Origin of the sequence: Acinetobacter sp. ANC 4178, assembly GCF_004331175.1 — a bacterium.
Taxonomy (GTDB): domain Bacteria; phylum Pseudomonadota; class Gammaproteobacteria; order Pseudomonadales; family Moraxellaceae; genus Acinetobacter.
This window is the reverse complement of the sequence record NZ_SJOD01000004.1, coordinates 342,393-364,268: the sequence shown is the minus strand read 5'-3', so window position 1 is coordinate 364,268 and position 21,876 is coordinate 342,393. Positions and strand designations below refer to the sequence as shown.

25 protein-coding genes are annotated in these 21,876 nt (G+C 40.2%); 23 read left to right on the top strand and 2 right to left on the bottom strand.

The features are described from left to right. Positions 1 to 318 precede the first annotated feature (318 nt). Both E0H87_RS11035 and E0H87_RS11030 read right to left on the bottom strand, forming a co-directional pair. The gene (locus tag E0H87_RS11035) at positions 319 to 1,629 is read right to left on the bottom strand and encodes a peptidylprolyl isomerase (protein WP_131323643.1); all 1,311 of its coding nucleotides are present in this window, start codon (positions 1,627 to 1,629) and stop codon (positions 319 to 321) included. A 16-nt stretch (positions 1,630 to 1,645) separates the two neighbouring features. Next, positions 1,646 to 4,090, bottom strand: coding sequence for an LPS-assembly protein LptD (locus tag E0H87_RS11030; protein WP_131323642.1), 2,445 nt, complete (start codon positions 4,088 to 4,090; stop codon positions 1,646 to 1,648). 121 nt (positions 4,091 to 4,211) lie between these two features. On the opposite strand from E0H87_RS11030, the gene E0H87_RS11025 reads away from it, so the two are divergent. The 23 genes from E0H87_RS11025 to E0H87_RS10915 all read left to right on the top strand — a co-directional run bounded on the left by E0H87_RS11025 (position 4,212) and on the right by E0H87_RS10915 (position 21,864). Continuing rightward, complete coding sequence (locus E0H87_RS11025; RefSeq protein ID WP_131323641.1) at positions 4,212 to 5,228, top strand: aminoglycoside phosphotransferase family protein; 1,017 nt, start codon at positions 4,212 to 4,214, stop codon at positions 5,226 to 5,228. Beyond that, a complete protein-coding gene (murU, locus tag E0H87_RS11020) occupies positions 5,225 to 5,914 on the top strand; it encodes an N-acetylmuramate alpha-1-phosphate uridylyltransferase MurU (protein WP_016167670.1) in 690 nt (229 codons plus the stop codon). Before E0H87_RS11025 ends, murU begins: the two co-directional genes overlap by 4 nt. A gap of 85 nt (positions 5,915 to 5,999) precedes the next feature. Beyond that, positions 6,000 to 6,632 carry a 16S rRNA (guanine(527)-N(7))-methyltransferase RsmG gene (rsmG, locus tag E0H87_RS11015; protein ID WP_131323640.1) on the top strand — a complete coding sequence of 211 codons (633 nt, stop codon included), beginning with the start codon at positions 6,000 to 6,002 and terminating at the stop codon, positions 6,630 to 6,632. A gap of 25 nt (positions 6,633 to 6,657) precedes the next feature. Then, a complete protein-coding gene (locus tag E0H87_RS11010) occupies positions 6,658 to 7,440 on the top strand; it encodes a ParA family protein (RefSeq protein WP_131323639.1) in 783 nt (260 codons plus the stop codon). Next, positions 7,437 to 8,324 (top strand): ParB/RepB/Spo0J family partition protein, encoded by an 888-nt coding sequence (locus E0H87_RS11005; RefSeq protein WP_131265448.1) that lies wholly within the window; start codon positions 7,437 to 7,439, stop codon positions 8,322 to 8,324. The genes E0H87_RS11010 and E0H87_RS11005 overlap by 4 nt, the downstream gene beginning before the upstream one ends. 26 nt (positions 8,325 to 8,350) lie before the next feature. Continuing rightward, positions 8,351 to 8,989: a MotA/TolQ/ExbB proton channel family protein gene (locus E0H87_RS11000; RefSeq protein WP_131323638.1), complete on the top strand. Its 639-nt coding sequence runs from the start codon at positions 8,351 to 8,353 to the stop codon at positions 8,987 to 8,989. An 8-nt stretch (positions 8,990 to 8,997) separates the two neighbouring features. Continuing rightward, entirely contained in the window at positions 8,998 to 9,420 is a 423-nt protein-coding gene (locus E0H87_RS10995; RefSeq protein ID WP_131265446.1) for an ExbD/TolR family protein, read from the top strand. After that, positions 9,420 to 11,147 (top strand): lipid A export permease/ATP-binding protein MsbA, encoded by a 1,728-nt coding sequence (msbA, locus tag E0H87_RS10990; RefSeq protein WP_131323637.1) that lies wholly within the window; start codon positions 9,420 to 9,422, stop codon positions 11,145 to 11,147. Before E0H87_RS10995 ends, msbA begins: the two co-directional genes overlap by 1 nt. 2 nt (positions 11,148 to 11,149) lie before the next feature. Continuing rightward, a complete protein-coding gene (gene lpxK / locus E0H87_RS10985; RefSeq protein WP_131323636.1) occupies positions 11,150 to 12,154 on the top strand; it encodes a tetraacyldisaccharide 4'-kinase in 1,005 nt (334 codons plus the stop codon). Between the two features lie 9 nt (positions 12,155 to 12,163). Continuing rightward, on the top strand, positions 12,164 to 12,925 hold the full coding sequence (kdsB, locus tag E0H87_RS10980; protein WP_131323635.1) for a 3-deoxy-manno-octulosonate cytidylyltransferase: 762 nt from the start codon (positions 12,164 to 12,166) through the stop codon (positions 12,923 to 12,925). Between the two features lie 12 nt (positions 12,926 to 12,937). Further along, the gene (locus tag E0H87_RS10975; protein WP_131323658.1) at positions 12,938 to 13,924 is read left to right on the top strand and encodes an AAA family ATPase; all 987 of its coding nucleotides are present in this window, start codon (positions 12,938 to 12,940) and stop codon (positions 13,922 to 13,924) included. A gap of 11 nt (positions 13,925 to 13,935) precedes the next feature. Continuing rightward, a complete protein-coding gene (locus E0H87_RS10970; RefSeq protein WP_131323634.1) occupies positions 13,936 to 14,277 on the top strand; it encodes a PilZ domain-containing protein in 342 nt (113 codons plus the stop codon). Between the two features lie 25 nt (positions 14,278 to 14,302). Continuing rightward, on the top strand, positions 14,303 to 15,076 hold the full coding sequence (locus E0H87_RS10965) for a TatD family hydrolase (protein ID WP_131323633.1): 774 nt from the start codon (positions 14,303 to 14,305) through the stop codon (positions 15,074 to 15,076). A 54-nt stretch (positions 15,077 to 15,130) separates the two neighbouring features. Continuing rightward, the gene (locus E0H87_RS10960; RefSeq protein ID WP_044740033.1) at positions 15,131 to 15,730 is read left to right on the top strand and encodes a TetR/AcrR family transcriptional regulator; all 600 of its coding nucleotides are present in this window, start codon (positions 15,131 to 15,133) and stop codon (positions 15,728 to 15,730) included. Positions 15,731 to 15,741: 11 nt separating this feature from the next. Beyond that, entirely contained in the window at positions 15,742 to 16,293 is a 552-nt protein-coding gene (locus tag E0H87_RS10955; RefSeq protein ID WP_131323632.1) for a prepilin-type N-terminal cleavage/methylation domain-containing protein, read from the top strand. Beyond that, on the top strand, positions 16,283 to 16,654 hold the full coding sequence (gspI, locus tag E0H87_RS10950) for a type II secretion system minor pseudopilin GspI (RefSeq protein WP_131323631.1): 372 nt from the start codon (positions 16,283 to 16,285) through the stop codon (positions 16,652 to 16,654). The genes E0H87_RS10955 and gspI overlap by 11 nt, the downstream gene beginning before the upstream one ends. Before the next feature lie 2 nt (positions 16,655 to 16,656). Continuing rightward, a complete protein-coding gene (gene gspJ, locus E0H87_RS10945) occupies positions 16,657 to 17,283 on the top strand; it encodes a type II secretion system minor pseudopilin GspJ (RefSeq protein ID WP_165493958.1) in 627 nt (208 codons plus the stop codon). A gap of 41 nt (positions 17,284 to 17,324) precedes the next feature. Beyond that, positions 17,325 to 18,272 carry a type II secretion system minor pseudopilin GspK gene (gene gspK / locus E0H87_RS10940; protein WP_131323629.1) on the top strand — a complete coding sequence of 316 codons (948 nt, stop codon included), beginning with the start codon at positions 17,325 to 17,327 and terminating at the stop codon, positions 18,270 to 18,272. A gap of 108 nt (positions 18,273 to 18,380) precedes the next feature. Next, positions 18,381 to 18,977, top strand: a complete 597-nt coding sequence (locus E0H87_RS10935; protein WP_131323628.1) for a 6-pyruvoyl trahydropterin synthase family protein — start codon at positions 18,381 to 18,383, stop codon at positions 18,975 to 18,977. Positions 18,978 to 19,019: 42 nt separating this feature from the next. Next, complete coding sequence (ung, locus tag E0H87_RS10930) at positions 19,020 to 19,733, top strand: uracil-DNA glycosylase (RefSeq protein WP_131323627.1); 714 nt, start codon at positions 19,020 to 19,022, stop codon at positions 19,731 to 19,733. Continuing rightward, entirely contained in the window at positions 19,730 to 20,854 is a 1,125-nt protein-coding gene (locus E0H87_RS10925; protein ID WP_131323626.1) for an enoyl-CoA hydratase/isomerase family protein, read from the top strand. Before ung ends, E0H87_RS10925 begins: the two co-directional genes overlap by 4 nt. A 4-nt stretch (positions 20,855 to 20,858) precedes the next feature. After that, entirely contained in the window at positions 20,859 to 21,383 is a 525-nt protein-coding gene (tadA, locus tag E0H87_RS10920) for a tRNA adenosine(34) deaminase TadA (protein ID WP_131323625.1), read from the top strand. 49 nt (positions 21,384 to 21,432) lie between these two features. Further along, entirely contained in the window at positions 21,433 to 21,864 is a 432-nt protein-coding gene (locus E0H87_RS10915) for an SRPBCC family protein (protein ID WP_131323624.1), read from the top strand. Positions 21,865 to 21,876: the final 12 nt, after the last annotated feature.

Here is a 21,876-nt window from a genome sequence, read left to right as displayed (position 1 = left end):
AGGTGGCTTTGGTGGTCAAGGTGGTGGCTTTGGTGGTCAAGGCGGCTTTGATAGCGAAACTAAATTTGATGACTCTCAAGAAGACGACAACAATCGTTAATTGATATGCATTAAAAAGGCCTCTCAGATGAGAGGCCTTTTTTTGTATAAACATTATAGATAATTTAAAAATCACGCAGAATAGGTATAGGGGTAACATTCGTGTGAGCGGAATGGTAAAAGTAAAAGGCGCATTAAATTTTTATAAATAGCCAATGAAGTGCCTAATTGTACAGCAAAGAAAAAGCCAGTCATTTGACTGGCTTTTCAAGTGATCACTTAAGATGTTTTATTATTCTTGCGATCTAAAGTTGGGTCTTTAATTTCAACAAAAGCATTATTGCGGATTTCACGTAACCAGCTGTCTAATTCAGTATCGAATTGACGCTCACCTAAAATTTGGCGAGCCATACGCTCTTGATATTCTTGTGTCATATCTTGCTGACGCGTCTCTGTGACTTGAAGAATATGCCAGCCAAACTGGGTCTGGAAAGGTTGGCTAATTTGACCTACAGGAGTGCTTTTCATTTGCTCCTCAAATTGAGGAACCATCACACCTGGGCTTACCCAGCCTAAACTACCACCATCCCGTGCAGAACCAGAATCATTTGAGAATGTAGCAGCCAAGACTGCAAAATCCTCACCCGCTTTCAGTCGGTTGTAAATGCTATCAATCATTTGCTTAGCACTTTCAGGGCTTACAACTTCTGAAGGTTGAATCAGAATATGTCGAGTGTGGTATTGAGGAATAATCGCTTTTTGTTCAGAACCTTTGCGCTCTAATAACTTAATCACGTGAATACCATCACGAGCTGTAATTAACTCACTGGTTTGACCTGCTTGTAATGGCGTAACGCGCGCTGCAAGTTCAGTAGGAATTTCAGAAAGATTTCTGAAGCCCATATCTGCACCTTCAACTTTCACGCTATTGGTGCTGAATTGCTTGCTAATTGCTGCAATATCGTTGCTGTTGGCTAAAGCAGTGCGTACTTGTTTGGCAACCGCTTCTACATTGCTGTCACCCGCGATACGCGCATGAATGACATGAACTTGACTGCCCAGAGCAGCTTGTCCTTGCGGGGTTTTAAGGAAATTTGCTACATCTTGGTCGCTAATTTTAATACGCGACATCACAATTTGTTGACGTAAACGAGTAATGGCCAAATCTTCTGCAATGCGTTTACGGAGTGATTCGTAGGAGCCAGGCGCCATTTTATCTAATTTTTGCTGGAATGCTTCTAATGAGTTGATTCCAGATTGATTAGCTACTTTGAGTACGGCTTCATTTAAGCTCTTTTCATCGGCTTTAATGTTGTAGCGTTTTACTTGCTCTAATTGAGTTTGACGTAGAATGAGCTGCTCAAGTGCTTGTTGTTCAAGATACTGCTCTGGTGGAGCAGGTCGCTTCTGAGCTTCTAATTGATGTTTGGCTTCGGCAACGCTTTGCTGTAAATCACTGCGTAAAATGACACTGTTGTCGACAACTGCCACAACTTCATCTGAAGTCTGGGCAAATGTCGGCATTGATGAAGAAAGGGTAATTGCTAGCGCAGTCACCTTAAAGAATTGTTTTAACTGTTTTGTCTTCATTAACATCGTGTCCAAATTAATTAATACGATCGTAACCTAAAATTCGATTTTCAAGCATGGATGCCAGTTTGTTGTTAAAACCAGCCAAACCTTTCAGGTTAATTTCAGCCATAAAAGCACGTTTTGGTTTAACGCTAGAATCGCTTACATCATCCAAGTCGTTGTAGTAAGAACGTCCGTAGAGAGAAAGCCCCCAACAGCACGATTCATAATTCACACCGAGTAAGTATTCACGCGCAACATTGTTGTCCATGTCATATTGAGCGTGGCCCATAATACGCCAGTTGTTGTGAATGGGTTGTATAAATGATGCAACAAATTGGTCATATTTATCTTGTCGGTTGGCGATATCTTTACGATAGAAATAACCAGCACTGTAAATATTTCCTTGATCACCCATGTAGTAAAATTGCACATCGCGTTGTGCATTATCTCCATTTGCCATCCAAGCCGAATTGGCACTTACACGATAATGTTGTGAAAGCTGGCTAGAAAGACTAACGATCGGGCCTGTGTGTGATTCTGTGTTTAATTCATCCGTCGTGCCATCTAAAGTCACGCGACGATCATCAAAATAGAAACTTTGACCTACACTCGCTTTTAAGCGTTCTAAGCCAATATCATCAAATAGGCTATAACTTAAACCCAATGATAAGAAATTGTTATCTTCTAAACGATCATGACCATAGAAACGTCTTGAGCTAAACAATTGATCGTAATTGATTGAGGCGCTAATGGTATCGAAATTTGGATAGTTTGCCTGATTTTCATAAGGCGAATAGGCATAGAAGGCACGTGGCGTGATGGTTTGTAAATATTTACCATCTTTCTCAAAGGTTAAGCCCGTATCCAAGCTAAATTGCGGGACTACGACAGATTTGTTTTGATCACTATTGCTTACACTTGAGGTTTGATTCTGCTGAGCGATGGTGGTGTCTTGGTCGTAGAAGGTATTGATACTGCGTACCGATACTTCTGGAATAACGAATGACCATGGATTGCGGTAATTGTAGCGCACAGCAAAATCATTATAGAACCGTGTGCCGCTTGGTTCTGAGGTTGCTGAGGTTGTGCTGCCAATATTCTTTTTGAAATAAGCCGTATCGTTATTAAATTCGTACTGGAAGCCTTGCGGATTTCCACCTTTATAGGTTAATAGGAATTGAGGTAAACGCGCGTAAGGACGATCTTCATCAGAAACTGTTTTATCTAAGGTTTGGAAATCTTCGACTTTTAACTGAGCGGTCAGACCTGGAATGCCATTTTTGTAATTAAGTTCCCAAGCACGACGTAAATTTAAATCCGTTTTGGTATTTGGATTACTGTTTAAGTCGGTAAAGTAGTCTTTATCCGATGCGTAGTTGTATTCTAGGTTGGTTGAAAAGCTATCATTGATTTGCCATTTGTGGATAAGGTGCAAATCTTTACGATCTTGATTTTCATAGCTCTCATCTGAAGGTAAATAACCACCCCAAATTTTACCTTCACCAAAGTTTTCTGTTAAATAGCGAAACTCGGCATCAATCATGGCACCACGGTCACTCATATAGCGTGGTGTAAGAGTGGCATCATAATTTGGCGCAAGGTTTAAATAAACAGGAACTGAAAACTCAATACCACCGTCATTGGTATAGCCAAAACCAGGCGTTAGAATTCCTGTAGTTCGACGATCATCAATCGGGAAGTTGAAATAAGGTACAGCTAAAACGGGAACGTCCTTAACATATAGCTTGGTGCCTTTGGTGACACCACGTCCAGTGTCTTGATTCAGCTCAATACGATTGGCCTGAATTTTCCAAGTTGGTTTTTGTTCTGGTGGGCAAGTGCTGTAAGTCGCATTACTCAGAACGACGACATTTTCAGAGGTACGCGATATTTTTTCAGCACGACCATGTGCATGTTGTTCTTCGGCAATATAGTAACTATTGTTTAAATCGCCTTGTTGGGTTTTTAAGTTGTAATTGATTTGATCGCTTTGCGCCAAAAGACCTGCTTGTGCCATTTGCACATGACCTTGAGCATTGGCAAAGGTCTGTGTTTTATCAATGGTGATTTTATCTGCACGAATTTGACGACCTTGCTGATCAATCAGGACATTCCCCTCAAGGACAGAGTCCCCATTTGGGTCGTAATGACCATAATCGGCGGTAACAACTGAAGTTGCTTCACTTGGGGCGACTGCTGCTGTGTTCGAAGCAATTGGAGTGACCCATGCACCTTGGCAATATGCGGCACTCAGCGATTTACCCTGACGTTGCTGTGCTTCAGGTGCAGATTTGTCGACATAGTATTGTTCAAAGAAATGCTGCCCTGCATAGGCTTCATTTATACTTGCTTTAAGTTGTTCGTTGGTTAGGGATGAAACAGTATTAGATGTATCTGCGTAAGCCGTAATCGAGCTTCCGCATAAGAGGCTGAAAATGGCAGTCGCTAAAGGATTGAATTTAAACTGATGCTTCATTTGTGTCATTAACCAAAGTATGCTTAATCGCAATTAATTATTGTCGCATCATAGAGAAAAAGTTGATAAGTGGCTACACTTAGCACTTTAAAAACTCAGCCTGTATTAGAATTTATCGCAAATGAATACACAACGTGAACAATTGATACAAACATGGATTACATCTGTACTTGGTTCAGATCAATTTGAAATTAATTTTTTAGCAGGCGATGCAAGCTTCCGTCGTTATGCACGAATCAATTTGAATAATAAAACATTTATGTTGATGGATGCACCACCTGAGAAAGAAGATTGTGTACCTTTTGTGTTGATTGATGAATTTTTTGATGCACATGGCGTGCGCGTACCCCATATTGTGGCGAAAGATTTAGAGCAAGGACTGTTGTTGCTTGAGGATTTCGGCGATGTACTGTTGTCAACACAGTTAGATGACAACACGGTTGATGCACATTATGAGCAAAGTTTTAAGCAGTTGATTCAATTGCAATCTATTGATGGTGAAGCGCATTTTCCAGCTTATTCTTATGAGAAGTTACTCACTGAAATGTCGTTGTTAACCGATTGGTTGCTACCGAGTTTGCAAATTCATCCATCTGATGAAGAATCAGCGTTAATTAAAAGAACATTTGCAATTTTAGCAAATGCGGCTTTGGCGCAGCCTCAAGTGATTGTACATCGTGATTTTCATAGTCGTAATTTAATGCTTTTGGCAGACGAGCAAGAGCAAGGTGTGATCGACTTTCAAGATGCAGTGATTGGTGCAGATACTTATGATCTAATTTCAATTACCCGTGATGCCTATGTACAGTGGGATCCTGAGCGTGTGTATGGTTGGTTTAAAGTATTTTATGACTTATTGCCTGCTTCTGCAAAAGAAGGTCGTGACTTTGAACAGTTTAAGCAAGATGCAGATCTGATGGCGATTCAGCGCCACATCAAGATTTTAGGTATTTTTGTACGTTTGTTTGAGCGCGATGGAAAATCGGGATATCTCAAAGATTTACCGCGAGTGATGTGGTATTTGCTGGAAGAAAGCAAGCCATATGCAGAATTACAACCATTTATGCAGTTCATTCGGGTTAAAGTTATGCCAAAATTTGAACAAAAATATGGCAAATACGAGGTCGTTGCTGCATGAAAGCCATGATTTTAGCTGCGGGATTGGGCAATCGGATGCGTCCCTTAACGCTGTATAAACCTAAGCCTTTACTCGAAGTTGGTGGTAAGCCACTGATTGTATGGCATATTGAAAAACTCAAAGAAATTGGTGTGACAGACATCGTGATCAATTCTGCATGGTTGGCTGATGTGTTGATTGGTGCATTAGGTGATGGCTCGCAATTTGGTGTAAATATTTTGTGGACACGCGAAGAAGAAGGTTTAGAAACAGCGGGTGGCATTATTAATGCATTGCCTTTATTGGGAACAGAACCTTTTATTCTAGTCAATGGTGATGTCTGGACGACCTTTGACTTTGCTTCATTACTGGAAATACAACTTGATCAGGATTTGGCGCATTTGGTCTTTGTGAAAAATCCCCCACAGCATTTACAGGGTGATTTCACATTGGTGAATGGACGAGCATATACTTTTGAACAAGCACAGCAAGGCGAAGATTTAACCTATAGTGGTGTGGCTGTTTTACATCCGCAGATGTTTGCTGGCTTGGAAAATGGTAAACGTCCTTTGGCGCCTTTATTGAAACAGGCGATGCTAGATGGTCGAGTTTCTGCAGAAAAAATGCATGCTTCATGGGTTGATGTGGGCACGCCAGAGCGTTTAACTGCTCTAGATTTGCAGATTCGACAAGGCATGTATGCTTAAGTGAATATTCACTAAGCACAAGCCACTATGACTTCATGGATAAATCGGTATACTTCACCTAACATTTTCGAGACGTTAATTGTATATGCACATGTTTTTTCAAGAACTAAAGCAGGGTAGTCAAACTTTAGGTTTAGAGCTCAGCGAAGAGACTTTAAATTTATTACTCAAATACCAAGACGCTTTAGTCCTTTGGAATAAGGCGTATAACTTGACAGCAATTCGTGATCCTAAAGAAATGCTGGTCAAGCATTTGCTTGATAGCCTCAGTATTTTAAAAGACTTGCCAGAAGGTCGCTTGCTCGATATTGGTACTGGTGGTGGTATGCCAGGCATGATCATTGCATTATGTCAGCCTGAACGTAGCTGTGTGTTATTAGACTCGAACGGTAAAAAAATTCGTTTCTTAACGCAGTTTATTGCAGACTTAAAATTAAAAAATGTGGTTGCTGTACAAACGCGTGTTGAAGATGAAGATAGTATTCAAGATTTAGGAAAGTTTGATGTCATTACCAGTCGAGCATTTGCCTCACTGACTGACTTTGTAACTGCATCTAAGCCCTATATGCATGAAAAGAGCATCATTGCATCTATGAAAGGCTTAATTCCTCAAGATGAAATTATCGCATTAAAAGATGAATATAGCTGTGAAGTGATCGAGTTAAAAGTACCTCGATTAGATGAGCAGCGCCATTTATTATTATTGAAACAGATTTAATTATTTTCGAAGGACTGGGGTTACCATGGCTCAAATTATTGCGATTGCGAACCAAAAAGGTGGCGTAGGAAAGACCACAACCGCAGTTAATTTGGCAGCATCATTAGCCGTGCTGAAAAAAAGAGTTTTACTTGTGGACATGGATTCACAGGGTAACGCCACAATGGGGTCAGGTATTCAAAAGAATGACCTATTATATTCAGTAACAGATGTACTTTTAGGTGAAGTACCGATTGAAACTGCAATTAGCAAAGCGGAAGTCGGTTATAAGGTTCTTGGGGCAAACCGAGATTTGGCGGGCGTAGAACTTGCGATTGCTGAGCAAGAAGGTCGTGAGTTCATTTTACGTGATGCTTTACAAAGTATTGATCATGCCTTTGATTATATTATTGTGGACTGTGCGCCAAGTTTAAGCTTAATTACAGTAAATGCATTAGCTGCCGTTCAAGGTGTCATTATTCCAATGCAATGTGAATATTATGCATTAGAAGGCTTGGCAGACTTAACCCAGACCATTGACCGTATTCAACAGGCTTTGAATCCGCAGTTAGAAGTGGTGGGTGTGTTACGCACCATGTATGACGGGCGTAATGCTTTAACTCGTGATGTATCGGCTGAACTAGAGCAATATTTTGGTAAAAAGCTGTATGACTGTGTAATTCCGCGTAATGTACGTTTGGCTGAAGCACCTGCTCACGGTTTACCGATTATTTATTTTGAAAAAAGTTCCAAGGGTGCGGTTGCTTATTTAAATTTAGCAGCTGAGATTTTAAAGAAAAGCAAAGTGAAGAAAGGAAGTAAAGCATGACCTTAAAAAAACGCGGACTTGCCAAAGGTCGTGGTTTGGATGCCTTACTTGGGTCAATCCAAAAAGAAAAACTACAACTTGAAGTGCAAGCATTAGATCATGGTCAGCTTAAACAAATTGATGTTAATTTGCTTAGACGTGGCGAATATCAACCGCGTCGATTTATTCAGGAAAATGATTTACAAGAATTAGCTGCATCAATTAAAAAACATGGTGTGATGCAGCCCATTGTGATCCGCCCGATTGCTGATGAAGAGCACCCGTACGAGATCATTGCGGGTGAGCGTCGTTGGCGCGCAGCGCAATTGGCAGGATTAACTGAAATTCCAGCTTTAGTGCGTGATTTGAATGATCAAGTTGCGATTGCCTTGGCATTGATTGAAAACATTCAACGCCAAGATTTGAATCCAATTGATCAAGCACTTGCTTTACAGCGTTTCCATGATGAATTTGGTTTAAGTCATCAGGAAATTGCCGATACAGTAGGTAAAGCACGTACTACGGTGAGTAACTTGTTGCGTTTATTAACTTTGGCTGAATCAGTCAAAGATATGATGCAGCAAGGGCAGCTCGATATGGGGCATGCGCGAGCAATTCTGACTCTGAAAGCGAAAGAACAAATAAAAGTCGCAGAGCTAGTGATTGCTAAAAGTTTGTCAGTACGTCAAACAGAGCAACTTGTCCGTGATTTGACTGCGCCAAAAACTGAAAAGGCGAAAACGGACGTTGCACCAGATCTACAACAACTCACACAGCGTTTAGCTGAGCGCTTTAGTGCAGATGTAAAAATTGATCATAATAAACAGGGTAAAGGCAAACTTGTGATTCATTATCATTCACTCGATGAGCTGGATGGTATTTTGAACATTTGTTTAGCTGATTAATATTTTAAAATTCTTGGGGAAGAATAATGTGGGAATTAGTGAAAGCTGGTGGATGGTTAATGGTGCCACTGGTTTTATGTTCCATTTTTACAGTGGCGATTACCATTGAGCGTTTTATTCGTTTAAAACGTTCTATGGTATTGCCAAAAGAGCTGCTGTTGAATGGAGGACAGGATGTACATCAGGTCGTACAACAATTACAAAATAATCAAAGCTTGCAATTGAGTAGCCTTGGGCGAATTTTTGTCTCTGGCTTAAATAGTCAAAAGCAAACCGAGCAATATGCACGTGCACAAATGGAAGCAACAGCGTCGCAAGAAATTGGTTTTTTAGAAAAAAATATTAATTTCTTAGGCACCTTAAGTGCAGTTGCGCCACTCCTTGGATTATTAGGAACTGTCGTGGGGATTATTGAATCCTTTTTGGTGATTGATATGGGGAGCAACAGTAACCCAACCATGATGATTCCTGGGATTTCAAAAGCTTTAATTACCACCGCTGCGGGGATGCTAATCGCGATTCCAGCATTATTTGCCTATCGTTATTTTCAACGCTTGGTGCAAGAGTATGTGGCTGAATTGGAACAGCAATCTACTCTATTTCATGCCGCGATTTACTACCAGAATTCTGCTGCTGAAGAGCAAGAACTGCGTAAAGCAGGTTAAGGTGGAAGATGAAATTCAAGCGCAGGCAAGTTGAAGATATTCATATTAATTTAACACCAATGATAGACTGTTTATTGTTTATCTTGGTGTTTTTACTGTTGTCGACCACGTTTAATCAGTTTAGTCGCATGAATTTGACTTTACCCGATGCGCAAGGTGTCCCTCCGAAGCAATACAGTCATAAAATTGAAGTGATTGTAGATTCATCAGGGCATTACGCGGTGAACGGCCAAGCATTGTCGAGTAAAGATGTTGCTGATTTAAGTACTGCAATTAAACAGATTTCTAATGAGCGACGTGATTTAATGTTTGTGATTGCTGCTGATGCAAAGGCTACGCATCAAGACGTCATCCGTGTGATGGATGTTGCAGGGCAACTCGGTTTTGTGAATATTAATATCAGTACCAAAGTACCATCTCGAGGTTATTAGTGAATCAGGATTTCAAGGTCTATCTGCGTCTTCTGAGCTATCTGAAGCGGTTTTGGGGCGTAGCGATTTTAATCGTCATTGGTTTTGCTATTAATGCAGCAACCGAAGTATCAATTGCTAAGTTGCTAGAAAAAATTATCACAGCGATACAACATCGGGATCAGAGTTTTACCAACCTTATCCCGTTTTTGGTTGTGTTATTAATGTTCTTTCGTGGTGTAGGCTCATTTGTTGGTGGTTATTTTACCGCAGTTATTTCACGAAATTTGGTCTTTGATATTCGTCAGGAAGTGTTTGCCAAGCTATTACGTTTGCCTTCGCAATACTACTTAGATAATACCAGTGGTCATATCACAGCCAAAATTATGTATAACGTGGAGCAGTTAACCGCTGCTTCATCTGAGTCGTTAAAAACCATTGTGCAGCAGGGTTTAATCACCGTAGGTCTGTTGGGGTATTTAATTTATACCAACTGGCGTTTAACTCTGATTATTCTGATTTTCGCACCATTAATCGGCTTGTTGATTCGTAAAGCATCAAAACGTATGCGTAAACTGTCATTACAAGTGCAAGACACGATGGGTGACGTTAACCATGTGGTGCAAGAAACGGTCAATGGTAATGTTGTGGTGAAAGGTTTTGGTGGACAGGCTTATGAACAAGAGCGTTTTAAAGCGACGTCTATTGAAAACCTAAAGCGTGGTTTAAAAATGGTGGTGGTGCAGCAGTTGAATAGCCCAATTGTGCAGTTCATTATGTCCATTGCTATGAGTATTATCATGTGGATTGCTTTGCGTCCTGAAATTTTGCGTGATACAACTGCGGGTGAATTCGTTGCCTATATTACTGCCGCAGGTATGCTGAGTAAGCCAATTAAAGCTTTAACCGATGTAAATGAAAAGTTGCAGCGTGGTATGGCAGCGGCGCATTCTGTTTTTGAGTTAATTGATTTACCCGAAGAAAAAAATACAGGGACTTTAACACCTGTCTTGCAAGGCGATATTCAGTTTAAGGATGTTAACTTGGTTTATTCTGATGGTCATCATGCTATTCATAATTTCAACTTGCAGGTCAAAGCAGGTGAAACGGTTGCATTGGTTGGACGTTCGGGTGCAGGTAAAACATCTTTAGTCAACTTGTTGCCACGTTTTCAAGAATTAAGTTCGGGTCAGCTATTGTTGGATCAATGTCCAATTGATGACATTGAAGTGAATTGTTTGCGTTCGCAAATTGCGATGGTGAATCAGCAAGTCGTGTTATTTAATCGGACTGTACGTGAAAATATTGCCTATGGTTTGTTGCAAGATGCGACCGATGAGCAGGTGGTTGCTGCTGCAAAAGCCGCTTATGCACATGATTTTATTATGGCATTACCACAGGGTTATGATACGCAACTCGGTGCGCAAGGCCTGAATCTATCGGGTGGTCAACGTCAACGTATAGCCATTGCACGTGCGATTCTAAAAAATGCGCCAATTTTAATTTTAGATGAAGCGACCAGCGCATTAGATAATGAATCGGAATACTTTATTCAGCAAGCGTTTGATTCAGCAATGCAAAACCGTACCACGATTGTTATTGCACATCGACTCTCGACAATTGAAAATGCTGATCGAATTGTAGTAATGGATCAGGGCCGTATTGTTGAGCACGGTTCACATGCTGAATTGATTGAAAAGCGTGGCGCGTATTTCCAGTTACATCAGCGTAATTTTGAGGAAAACTAAGCATGTCGGTAGCACAATTTATTCAAAATGCTTGGAATAGACAAGCAAAGTGGTTAATTGTGCTACGTCCTTTGTCATGCTTGTATCATTTTGGTTTTTGGGCCAATCAAAAGCTTTATGAAAAAGGCATAAAAGCGGTTTATACCGCACCAGTGCCAGTGATGATTATTGGTAACATTACGGTGGGTGGTAGTGGTAAGACGCCACTATTGATCCATTTAGTGAATTACTTACAGTCCAAGAATGTCCGTGTGGGCATTATCAGTCGTGGTTATGGGGGCAAAGGGCCATTCCCTGCATATGTAGGGTTGAATGCTATTCCCGAACAAGTCGGTGATGAACCTTGTTTGATTGTTCAATCGACTGGTGTTGCGATGGCTGTGGGTTCAAGTCGTCAACAAAGTATAGAGTTACTTTTGGCTAAGCATGAGTTGGATCTCATCATTAGTGATGATGGTTTACAACATCATGCACTTGCACGACAACTTGAGTGGATTGTATTGGATCGTAATCGTGGCTTAGGTAATGAAAAATTGTTGCCTGAAGGTTATTTGCGTGAGCCAAAAAGTCGTTTGAATATAGGCACTGTGATTGAACATGCAGCCCAACCCGAAACAGAACTGAATATGCATTTAGAGGTTGCTGAACCTTACTTGCTTAATTCCGATGAAATTCGAAGATTTGACCCTCAACAAGATTTTTATGCCGTTGTAGGGATTGGTTTTCCACAACGTTTTTACCGTACCCTTGAATCGTTAGGTGTGCAGCAGTTCCAGTGTCACGAATTTCCAGATCATTATGATTATGATTTAACAGATATACAGTTTGAAGATAGCAATCCGATTATTACTACGGAAAAAGACGCAGTTAAACTGTTGCCTATTTTAAAACAACATCCAGATTTTAATCGTGAAATTTGGGTGGTGCCTGTTGAAGCTGTACTTTCTAGTGCATGTTATCGTGTGCTCAATCAGCAATTGGCTGATTTAGGCATTTCAATTGAATAAGAGTGAATTATGAAACATATCGTCATTCCTGCGCGTTTTTCCAGTTCAAGATTACCGGGTAAGCCATTATTGCAAATTCATGGTCGTCCCATGATTTTACGTGTGGTTGATCAAGCAAAAAAAGTGCAAGGTTTTGATGATTTATGTGTGGCGACAGATGATGCACGCATTGCAGAAGTATGCCGAGCTGAGGGTGTAGATGTTGTCTTAACCAGTGCAGACCATCCATCGGGCACAGACCGTTTAAGTGAAGTGGCACGTTTAAAAGGCTGGGATAAAGACGATATTATTGTCAATGTACAAGGTGATGAGCCATTACTGCCTGCGACATTGGTGAAACAGGTGGCGGAGCTTTTGGTTGCTCAACCAGATTGCTCGATGTCCACTTTGTGTGAGCCAATACATAGTCTAGATGAATTTCAGCGTGACAGCATCGTGAAGGTGGTGAAATCTAAGTTTAATCAGGCACTTTATTTCAGTCGGGCAACGATTCCTTACGACCGTGATGGCGCAAAACTTGTCGATCCAGTATTGCATGATCAGGCATTCCGTCATTTAGGCTTGTACGCTTATCGTGTTAGCTTATTGCAGGAATATGTGACTTGGGACATGGGTGTTTTAGAAAAACTGGAAAGTCTTGAGCAGTTGCGTGTACTTGAAAATGGACATCGTATTGCAATTGCTGTTGCAGAAGCAAATCTGCCCCCAGGTGTAGATACGCAAGCAGATTTAGACCGCTTAAACAGCATGGATGTTGCACATTTTGAATAAGACAGATTGATGATGCAAACCGATATTCAACCACAAGTTTTTCCATGGCAACAACATGTGTGGGATACCTTAACAGGACGTTTCCCACAGCTAGGACATGGCTTACTGTTTTATGGTAAAAAAGGCTGTGGTAAAGAAGCATTTACCCAGTATTTTTTGGCGTGGATTTTGTGCCAACAACGCCATTTGCGGAATGCACCTTGTGGCGAGTGTGGTAGTTGTCAGTGGTTGAAATCGGATACACATCCAAATTATGTGTATATCTCAACAGATGAAGACAATAAAAAGCAAAATGCAAAAATCAAAATTGAAAAAATCCGTGAATTGTTGCCGTTTGTGCAGCAAACCGTAGATGGTTGGCGGGTGATTGTGATTGATCCAGCGGAAGCGTTGAATACTGCTTCAGCAAATGCATTATTAAAAACGCTAGAAGAACCGGGTGATCGTGTTGTCATTATTTTGATGGCGGAGCATTATTTAAAATTACCAGCGACAATACGCAGTCGATTACAGCATTTTGCACTTGATCGAATTAGTACAGAGCAAACACGCGCGTACTTGGCAGAGCATCTTGCATCTGAACTCTCAGCAGAGCAATTGACGCTATTGCTGAATCTGTCGAACGATATGCCGCTGCAAGCTTTAGAGTTGGCACAAAGTCAATGGTTGAATTTACGTCAAGATTTTTTAAATGATTGGCAAAAACTGCTTCATGATAAAAATATGCCGATGGCAATCGCGACCAAATGGCAGAAAGCATTGCCATTTGATGATTTTAGTCGCATGTTTGAGTACTTGTTGGTCGACTTAATTTGTGTCAAGCTAAATCAACCAATTAAAAATATAGATTTGGAGTTGGTACAGCTTTCTGAGCAATATTCTTTAGAAATGCTTTTCAATTTATATTCAGATTTACAACAGTCCAAGCAGTTTATTGAGCAAAACGTACAAACAAATTTAGTACTCGATCAACTGTGTATAAAACTAATGAATGTTTAAAGGGGAAAACAATGCAACCACGTATGGGCGGTATTATTCAGGCAAATATTCCAGATAAGGAAACCTTGTACCAATCCTATATGCCATATGTAGTGGGTGGCGGTTTATTTATTCCTTCAAAGCAAGCAGTTAAGTTAGGTGATGAGGTTTTCGTACTCACGACATTGCCAGAACAATCTCAGAAAATACCTCTAACTGGTAAAGTGATTTGGATCTCGCAGAAACAAAATGGCATCAAACCTCAAGGTTTTGGTATGCAATTATCGGGTGAAAAAGGTGTTTTCTTTAAGGCCGAAGCTGAGAAAATTCTGGCAGGCTTTAAAGCTGAAGGTCGTTATAGTTACACCATGTAATATGGTTGAGAAATAGGAAAAAATTGTGTTTGTAGATACTCATTGTCATTTAACTATGCTAGATCTAACTCCGTATGATGGAAATTTGGATCTGGCGTTGGCACAAGCTCGCGAAGCGGGTGTGACCAAATTCATGGGTATCTCGGTCGATCTGGATGACCATATTGCTTTAGCGGAAATTGCTGCGCGTCATGCCGATGTGGGATATACCGTGGGTGTGCATCCTTGTGAGGACGCAGATACGATGGCACGTGCAACAACTGAATATTTGGTTGAACTGGCGCAAGCAGACAAGGTTTGGGCATTGGGTGAAACTGGGTTGGATTATTTTCACAGTACAGACTTTATTCAAGCACAAAAAGAATGTTTTGCTCGCCATATTCATGCCTCACAAATAGTAAAAAAACCTGTCGTTGTACATACTCGCTCAGCGAAGCATGACACCGTGGATATTATTCGTGCAGAAAAATCAACGCATGGTATTTTGCATTGTTTTACAGAAGACTGGGCGACAGCAAAAGCTGTTTTAGATTGTGGTTATTATGTTTCTTTTTCAGGCATTGTTTCTTTTAAAAATGCGCAAGATTTAAGAGATGTTGCCAAGCAAGTGCCATTAGATCGCGTGTTGATTGAAACAGACAGTCCATATCTTGCACCAGTACCGTATCGTGGTAAAACAAATGAACCAAAATATGTGCCATATGTAGCCAAAGCCTTGGCTGATGTATATGATAAGTCGCTGGAAGAAATAGCATTGATTACCACACAAAATTTTGAAAACTTGCTGCAATTAAAGTAATAGATTGTGTGGCTTTAGACTGAATATAAGAATTGAAGAGAGTGTAGAGTGAAGATGGATCGTCAAGCTCAGTTTCGAGCAAGAGAAACTTTAATTTTTCAAGTGGCTGAGCAATTATTGCTAGAAAATGGTGAATCAGGCATGACACTCGATGCCTTGGCTGCTGAACTTGATTTAGCCAAAGGCACACTCTACAAACATTTTCAAAGTAAAGATGAACTTTATATGCTGCTCATTATTCGTAATGAGCGGATGTTACTTGAGATGATCATGGATTCGGAGAAAGCCTTTCCTGAACATCTCGCATTCTTTATGCTGCATCATCTTCATCATCCTGAACGTACCGTGCTTTTTCATCAAATCGAAGAACGTCTTTCTATTACGGGTCAGGGCATTCAGCATTTATTTAGTGAATTGTACAAAGTGCGACGTCATCGCTTGCGACTCATTATTAATATGACAGAAACCTATTTGGATTCGATTCAGAGTTTAATGTCTGTGCGTGATTATCTGGCGTCAATTTGGTCATTAACCCATGGGGCTGCTGCAATTTTGAATTCTAGCTTCTATCAGCGCTATCTTGGCTCACGTGATACTTTACGTGTGGCATATATTGATCAAGCCCTTGCATTACCCAAACAAGTCAATTCGTAGACGTTCAAATCATGAAATACCATCAACGCGCTTCGAGTCGAGGTTTTACACTGATTGAGGTAATGGTGGTCATTGTGGTTGTCGCTATTGTTACATCATTAATCATGATGAATTTTGGCGGGATTGATCAGCGTAAAGCCATGCAAGCGCGTGAAATTTTCATGATGAATGTGCAACGTATTGCTCGTGAGGCGAATGATCAATCGCTTGTTTTGGCTTTAAATGTACAGCCAGCAACAGATGTGAATCCTTTTCGATATACCGTTGTTGAATATCATCCTGCAAAAACTGAAGTGAATACGGCTACGAATCAGCCTACGTGGACTGAGTATTCGGCTTTTAAAATGCAGCCTTTGCCTGATGATGTTAGTTTTCAAATACAATCCACAGATTATCAATATGATAAGGCACAGAATTCAACTTTGTTGGATGCTAAAGCGCCGCAACTGATTTGGTTGGGTAATGGTGAAGTCAAACCCGTAAGAATACAATTTTATTACTCACAACAGCCAATTGGGCCTGAAATTGAAATTGACCATTTAGGTAAAATTAATGAAATCTAAAGGGTTTACACTATTAGAAGTCATGGTGGCTTTGGCAATTTTCGCAACTGCGGCAATGGCGTTGACGAAAGTCGCAATGCAATATACGCAAGCGACAGCACAAGCTATTTTACGTACTAAGGCTCAATTTGTTGCGCAGAATGAAATTGCTGAAATGCAAATCAAAGGGGAGTGGTTAGATGGGACTCAGTCTGAACAACTTTCCCAACAAGGTGAGCAGTGGCAGGTTGAGAAAAGTGCACAGTCAACAATTAGTCCAAATGTGCAACGGGTAGAAATACAAGTACGTTTGTTTAACACGGAAACAGGTAAGGCTGAAGCGGGAATTACCCATCTGGTCTTTTTTAATAATAGAACATGATCATGCAAAAACGTGCCGGTTTTACTTTGGTCGAGCTGTTGGTTGCTATCGCAATCTTTGCAGTTTTGTCTGCTTTGGGTTGGAAAGTTTTTGATTATTTAATCAAAGTAAAAGAGCGTAATGCTCAACATGAGCAAAAATTGGCGAATTTACAACAAGCCTATCAGCAGATTTTAAAAGACAGTATCCAAATTGTACCGTTAACCTCAAATGTAAATGGTGAAGTTGAGCCTGCTTTGGTTTTGCAGAATGAACGTTTTGTTTTTAGTAAAATAGGGGTTACTGATCCGCTGTTACAGGGAATTCCAGCCGAGGAACGAGTCCAATATCAATATCAAGCTGATACACAACGATTGAATCGATTGCGTTCACGTGGTTTAAATGCAGCAACACAGATACAACCAGAGTCGAGTGTATTGCTTGAAAATGTTGAGCAGTTTCAGGTGAGAGTATTGAACCCAAATGAACTCATGACTTGGCCTGAATTTGCAGAACAGCAGGATGATTTGGTGCAAAAAAAGAAACTACCAAAGGGAATAAAAATAAATTTAACGGTCAGTGGTGTGGCCTATGAGTGGATATTTAGTCTGCTGAATACAGATTATTTAGAGCAGAAACAAAAGAGTTAAAGCGCAGTGAATGTTCATTACTGCACACAATGGGATGTCAAATGAATAAGCAAAAAGGTATCGCATTAATCACGATATTGGTGATGGTGGCTTTAGCTACTATTTTGGCTGCAACTATCGGTCAACGTCAAAAGTTTACAGCGGATAATACAGCTTATTTGATGAGACAGAATCAATCATTGTGGTATGCAAAAAGTGCGGAAACTTTTTTTGCGGAAATGTTAAAAGAAGATGCTGAAAATGCTGGTGATGTGGATTATTTACAAGAAAACTGGGCAAAACCTATGCCTGCATTCCCTGTTGAAGATGGCTATGTGACTGGGCAACTCTATGACGAATCAGGTAAATTTAATCTGAATAATCTGGTAGATGATTCAGGACAAGTCAATGTGGCAGCAAAGCAATGGTTTGAGCGATTACTTGTGAATGTGGGTTTAACAGCAGAATTAAGTGAAGCTGTGATTGATTGGCAAGATGTTGATAATGACAACGTAGGGCCGATGGGCGCTGAAGATAGCTATTATCGTGGGCTCAATAATGCCTATTTGCCAGCAAATACTAAATTTCATGCGGTGGATGAGCTAAAAATGGTTCGAGGGTTTGAAGGTGAAAATTACCTGAAAATCGCGCCCTACATCAGTGCGATATCGGTGAAAGATGCCAAAGTGAATGTGAATACTGCACCTGCAATTGTATTGGCGAGTTTAGGTGAGCATTTAGATGTAAAAGCTATACAGGCGGCTTTGGAAGCTAAACAACAGAATATGGAGCATTTTTCTAATTTAGAAGAGTTCTGGAAGTTAGAACCTTTTAATCAGGTTAATTCAGATATACAGAGCTCAGTGCAAAGTTTACTTGGGGTGAAGTCAAATTGTTTTCGTGCAAAAATTGAAGTGATGCTGAGTGAAAGGAAGCGTCAATTTCAGATAAATTTATTGCGAGAAGATAAGAAAGTTTATGTACTGAGTCGATCCCTTGCTTCTGAATAAGTAAATCTGAAAAGACCGATCATGATAAATGGGAAAATTAATGCGCTTTAGGTCGCTTTTGTTCTATAATTAATATTATTTCATTGATGACTGATACCATTAAGGCACATGTTAATTCGTAAGTTGTTTAAGTTTGAAAATGCGCATATAGTGCGAAATTGCACATCAGACCGCTGTAAGCGTTCGATTCATGGGCATAGCTATAAAGTTGAATTATTACTTAAAGCTTCGAAATTGGATCATGGTCAAATGGTATATGACTTTGGTCTGCTTAAAGGGCTAATCAAAGACATTTTTGACAGTTTTGATCATGCAATTTGTTTTTGGCAGCATGATGACCCTGAGTATATTCAGGCGTGTAAAAAATTCAGTGCACGTTGGGTGGCATTACCTGTTTCACCTTCGGCGGAACAATTTTCTCGTATTTTCTTCTTTTTAGCGCAACAGATTTTGGCATCAACCGAAACACAAAATGGTGAAGGTGATGTAGAAGTCTATTCTGTCATTGTGCATGAAACTGATACAGGATATGCGCAAAGCTTTTTAGAAGATATTGATAATAAACAGATGGGAATATTGTCCTTGGATGAAATAGTGTTTTCTGAGCAAGTGCAATCAGAATGGACTGACCCATTCATGTATGAAAAGCTGAAACAAGGCTTTAAATTCCAAAATCCGAGCGTGGATTTACAAGTAAAAATTTAATTTACAAATTAAGAAAGAATTCAAAGGGATTAGGAAATAAGCATGTCTTATACCGATCAACAACTACACAAGTTGGATAAAGTTCAGCTTGAGACCAGTTGGAAATATGGACTCAGTGATTTCTTACTCAGCCCACAAATGGATGAGTTAAGAGATTTTTTGGTGTCAGAAAAGCAAGCGCAGAAAGAAATCTATCCACCGAGCAGTTTGATTTTTAATGCGTTTAATACGACACCTTTAGCGCAAGTTAAGGTGGTGATTTTAGGGCAAGATCCCTATCATGGACCAAATCAGGCACATGGCTTAAGTTTTTCTGTGCAAAGAGGTGTTGCATTACCTCCATCCTTACGTAATATTTTTCATGAGTTACATGCGGATGTAGGTGTGGAAATTCCTCGTCATGGTGATTTAACCCATTGGGCGGAACAAGGCGTGCTTTTGCTGAACAGTGTGCTTACAGTTGAGGCGGGTCAACCGACTTCACATCAAAAGCGTGGTTGGGAAAATTTTACTGATCATGTGATAGATGTGTTAAATGAACAACGTGAACACATCGTATTTATTCTGTGGGGCGCTTATGCTCAACGGAAAGGACAAAGAATTGATCCTAATAAGCACCTTATTTTAAAGGCGGCGCATCCATCTCCGTTGGCTGCAAATCGTGGTGGTTTTTTTGGATGTAAAGTTTTTTCAAAAACAAATAATTATCTCAAACATAATGGCATTGAGCCTATAAATTGGCAGCTGGACGCATGACACATTCTCCCATATTAAAAAATTATCATCCTGATATTCTTGTACAAGAAGCAGTTAATGGATGGCGTATTGTACGTTTAAATCGTCCAAAGTCTTTACATGCACTAGATGAGTCTATTGTCTCGGCGTTGTTGGAAGTATTTCAAGACTTCCATCATGATGATCGAGTCAAGGCAATTTGGCTGGATTCAACCACACCAAAAGCTTTTTGTGCGGGTGGTGATGTGCGTAAATTACGTCAACTGGTCATCAATTCAGAAGTTGATACTGCAAACAAATTCTTTGAACAAGAATATGCACTTGATCTCCTTTTGCATAACTATGCAAAGCCAGTATTGGTGTGGGGTGAGGGCTATGTCATGGGTGGTGGTTTAGGTCTATTTATGGCGGCACCTTTCCGTATGGTGACACCATATTCACGTTTAGCGATGCCTGAAATTAATATTGGTTTATATCCTGATGTGGGTGCAACACGTTTCTTGGCAGATCGTGGCGCGATTGGGTTGTTTACTGGTTTGACTGGTTCTATTATGACGGCCGCAGGTGCTTATAGTATTGGTTGGGCGACGCATATTTGTGATGCACACCGTGATAAAGTGCTAGATAAGCTTATCAATATTGATTGGGGGCACTACCCAGCGGGAGACTTCCGCGCAATTGATGATACTTTAAATAGTTTACATCGACCTGTAGGGCCGGGTCCGTTACAAAACTCTTTGGATGTGATTCAAAGTGTTTGTCGCGGTGTGAATTTTGAACATGATTATGAATCAATCATTGGTTTACGTGATGCACGTAGTGATTGGTTGCGTCAAGCCAGTGAAAATTTACAAAAAGGTTCGCCTGCAACTGCTGCACTCACTTGGTTGTTATGGCAATGGGGTAAGCAGATTCACTCTTGGAATGAAGTATTTGAATTGGAAACACAAATTTCTGATTGGAAAATTCGTCATGCTGACTTTGTGGAAGGTGTTCGCGCACGCTTAGTGGACAAGGATTTGGCACCAGAATGGACTAAAGGAACAGATTTGTCTCTAAAGGGTATCTTATCTGCAAATCCACCTGTTACTTCCATTGAAAGCTGGAATCAATTGCTGAAACAATATGGTGTGATTGCCTAATTGAATGACTGAGTTCGAACTTTATTCCGATGAATATTGGATGCAGCTTGCTTACGAGCAGGCTGCTATAGCTGCATCACAACAAGAAATTCCTGTGGGTGCTGTTTTGGTGAGTCAGAATCAAATTCTTGGAGTGGGTCATAATGCGCCTATTTCTCAGATCGACCCAACAGCACATGCAGAAGTTCAGGCCATCCGACAAGCCTGCCTTAATCTGCAAAATTATCGTTTGCCTTCAGATGCAGTTTTATATGTGACTTTAGAGCCTTGTACGATGTGCGTTGGGGCTTTAATTCATTCACGCATTGCTAAAGTCGTGTTTGCTGCAACTGAACCTAAAGCTGGTTCTCTAGTAAGTGCACGTAAGCTATTGGAAACAGGCTATTATAATCACCAGTTTGAAGTGGTTTCTGGATGTTTGCAGGAACAATGTTCTCAACAGTTAAGTGATTTCTTTAAAATGCGTCGTCAGCAGAAGAGAGAGCAAAAAAGACAAGAAAAACTTCAGGGTTCAGATTTAATTGATTAAATTCATGTAGAATTTAATGACAATAAAAATTGTCAAAATGGATATATGTATGAATTCAATTCAAGTAAAGAAGAAATTTGAAGCACCAATTGAACAAGTTTTTGATTTATTAGCAAAACATGCAACGTATAATGTCGCTTTTGCACCGATTCAAGTCGAGCGAATAATCGATTCAAATGATCCACAAAGACCTGATGGTTTAGGTTCAGTGCGTCGAATGGGAATTGGTCCTGTAAAGCCTTTGCGCGAAAAAATCACTTTAATGCAAGAAAATCAGCGTATTGAATATAAAATTATTCAGAATCCACTCATTAAACACCATCTCGGCATTATTGAATTTGAAGCCTTAACGCCAGATTCAACATTGGTAACGTATACGATTGAATTACAAGCACGCGTTCCCTTTGTCAGTAAATTAATCCTTGCACAGCTTAATTCTGCGATTAAACTAGGTTTTTCAAAACTCGCGAAATCTGTGTAAGGCATAACGGAA

Bases quoted from the DNA above. Each gene is read 5' to 3' on its own strand.
- E0H87_RS11030 (WP_131323642.1), bottom strand. From the start codon at position 4,090: ATGAAGCATCAGTTTAAATTCAATCCTTTAGCGACTGCCATTTTCAGC.
- gspK (WP_131323629.1), top strand. From the start codon at position 17,325: ATGAATAAGCAAAAAGGTATCGCATTAATCACGATATTGGTGATGGTG.
- E0H87_RS11000 (WP_131323638.1), top strand. From the start codon at position 8,351: ATGTGGGAATTAGTGAAAGCTGGTGGATGGTTAATGGTGCCACTGGTT.
- rsmG (WP_131323640.1), top strand. From the start codon at position 6,000: ATGCACATGTTTTTTCAAGAACTAAAGCAGGGTAGTCAAACTTTAGGT.
- E0H87_RS10915 (WP_131323624.1), top strand. From the start codon at position 21,433: ATGAATTCAATTCAAGTAAAGAAGAAATTTGAAGCACCAATTGAACAA.
- E0H87_RS10975 (WP_131323658.1), top strand. From the start codon at position 12,938: ATGCAAACCGATATTCAACCACAAGTTTTTCCATGGCAACAACATGTG.
- E0H87_RS10970 (WP_131323634.1), top strand. From the start codon at position 13,936: ATGCAACCACGTATGGGCGGTATTATTCAGGCAAATATTCCAGATAAG.
- gspI (WP_131323631.1), top strand. From the start codon at position 16,283: ATGAAATCTAAAGGGTTTACACTATTAGAAGTCATGGTGGCTTTGGCA.
- E0H87_RS10955 (WP_131323632.1), top strand. From the start codon at position 15,742: ATGAAATACCATCAACGCGCTTCGAGTCGAGGTTTTACACTGATTGAG.
- gspJ (WP_165493958.1), top strand. From the start codon at position 16,657: ATGCAAAAACGTGCCGGTTTTACTTTGGTCGAGCTGTTGGTTGCTATC.
- lpxK (WP_131323636.1), top strand. From the start codon at position 11,150: ATGTCGGTAGCACAATTTATTCAAAATGCTTGGAATAGACAAGCAAAG.
- E0H87_RS10935 (WP_131323628.1), top strand. From the start codon at position 18,381: ATGTTAATTCGTAAGTTGTTTAAGTTTGAAAATGCGCATATAGTGCGA.
- ung (WP_131323627.1), top strand. From the start codon at position 19,020: ATGTCTTATACCGATCAACAACTACACAAGTTGGATAAAGTTCAGCTT.
- E0H87_RS10925 (WP_131323626.1), top strand. From the start codon at position 19,730: ATGACACATTCTCCCATATTAAAAAATTATCATCCTGATATTCTTGTA.
- E0H87_RS11005 (WP_131265448.1), top strand. From the start codon at position 7,437: ATGACCTTAAAAAAACGCGGACTTGCCAAAGGTCGTGGTTTGGATGCC.
- E0H87_RS11025 (WP_131323641.1), top strand. From the start codon at position 4,212: ATGAATACACAACGTGAACAATTGATACAAACATGGATTACATCTGTA.
- E0H87_RS11010 (WP_131323639.1), top strand. From the start codon at position 6,658: ATGGCTCAAATTATTGCGATTGCGAACCAAAAAGGTGGCGTAGGAAAG.
- E0H87_RS10995 (WP_131265446.1), top strand. From the start codon at position 8,998: ATGAAATTCAAGCGCAGGCAAGTTGAAGATATTCATATTAATTTAACA.
- E0H87_RS10960 (WP_044740033.1), top strand. From the start codon at position 15,131: ATGGATCGTCAAGCTCAGTTTCGAGCAAGAGAAACTTTAATTTTTCAA.
- E0H87_RS11035 (WP_131323643.1), bottom strand. From the start codon at position 1,629: ATGAAGACAAAACAGTTAAAACAATTCTTTAAGGTGACTGCGCTAGCA.
- murU (WP_016167670.1), top strand. From the start codon at position 5,225: ATGAAAGCCATGATTTTAGCTGCGGGATTGGGCAATCGGATGCGTCCC.
- kdsB (WP_131323635.1), top strand. From the start codon at position 12,164: ATGAAACATATCGTCATTCCTGCGCGTTTTTCCAGTTCAAGATTACCG.
- tadA (WP_131323625.1), top strand. From the start codon at position 20,859: ATGACTGAGTTCGAACTTTATTCCGATGAATATTGGATGCAGCTTGCT.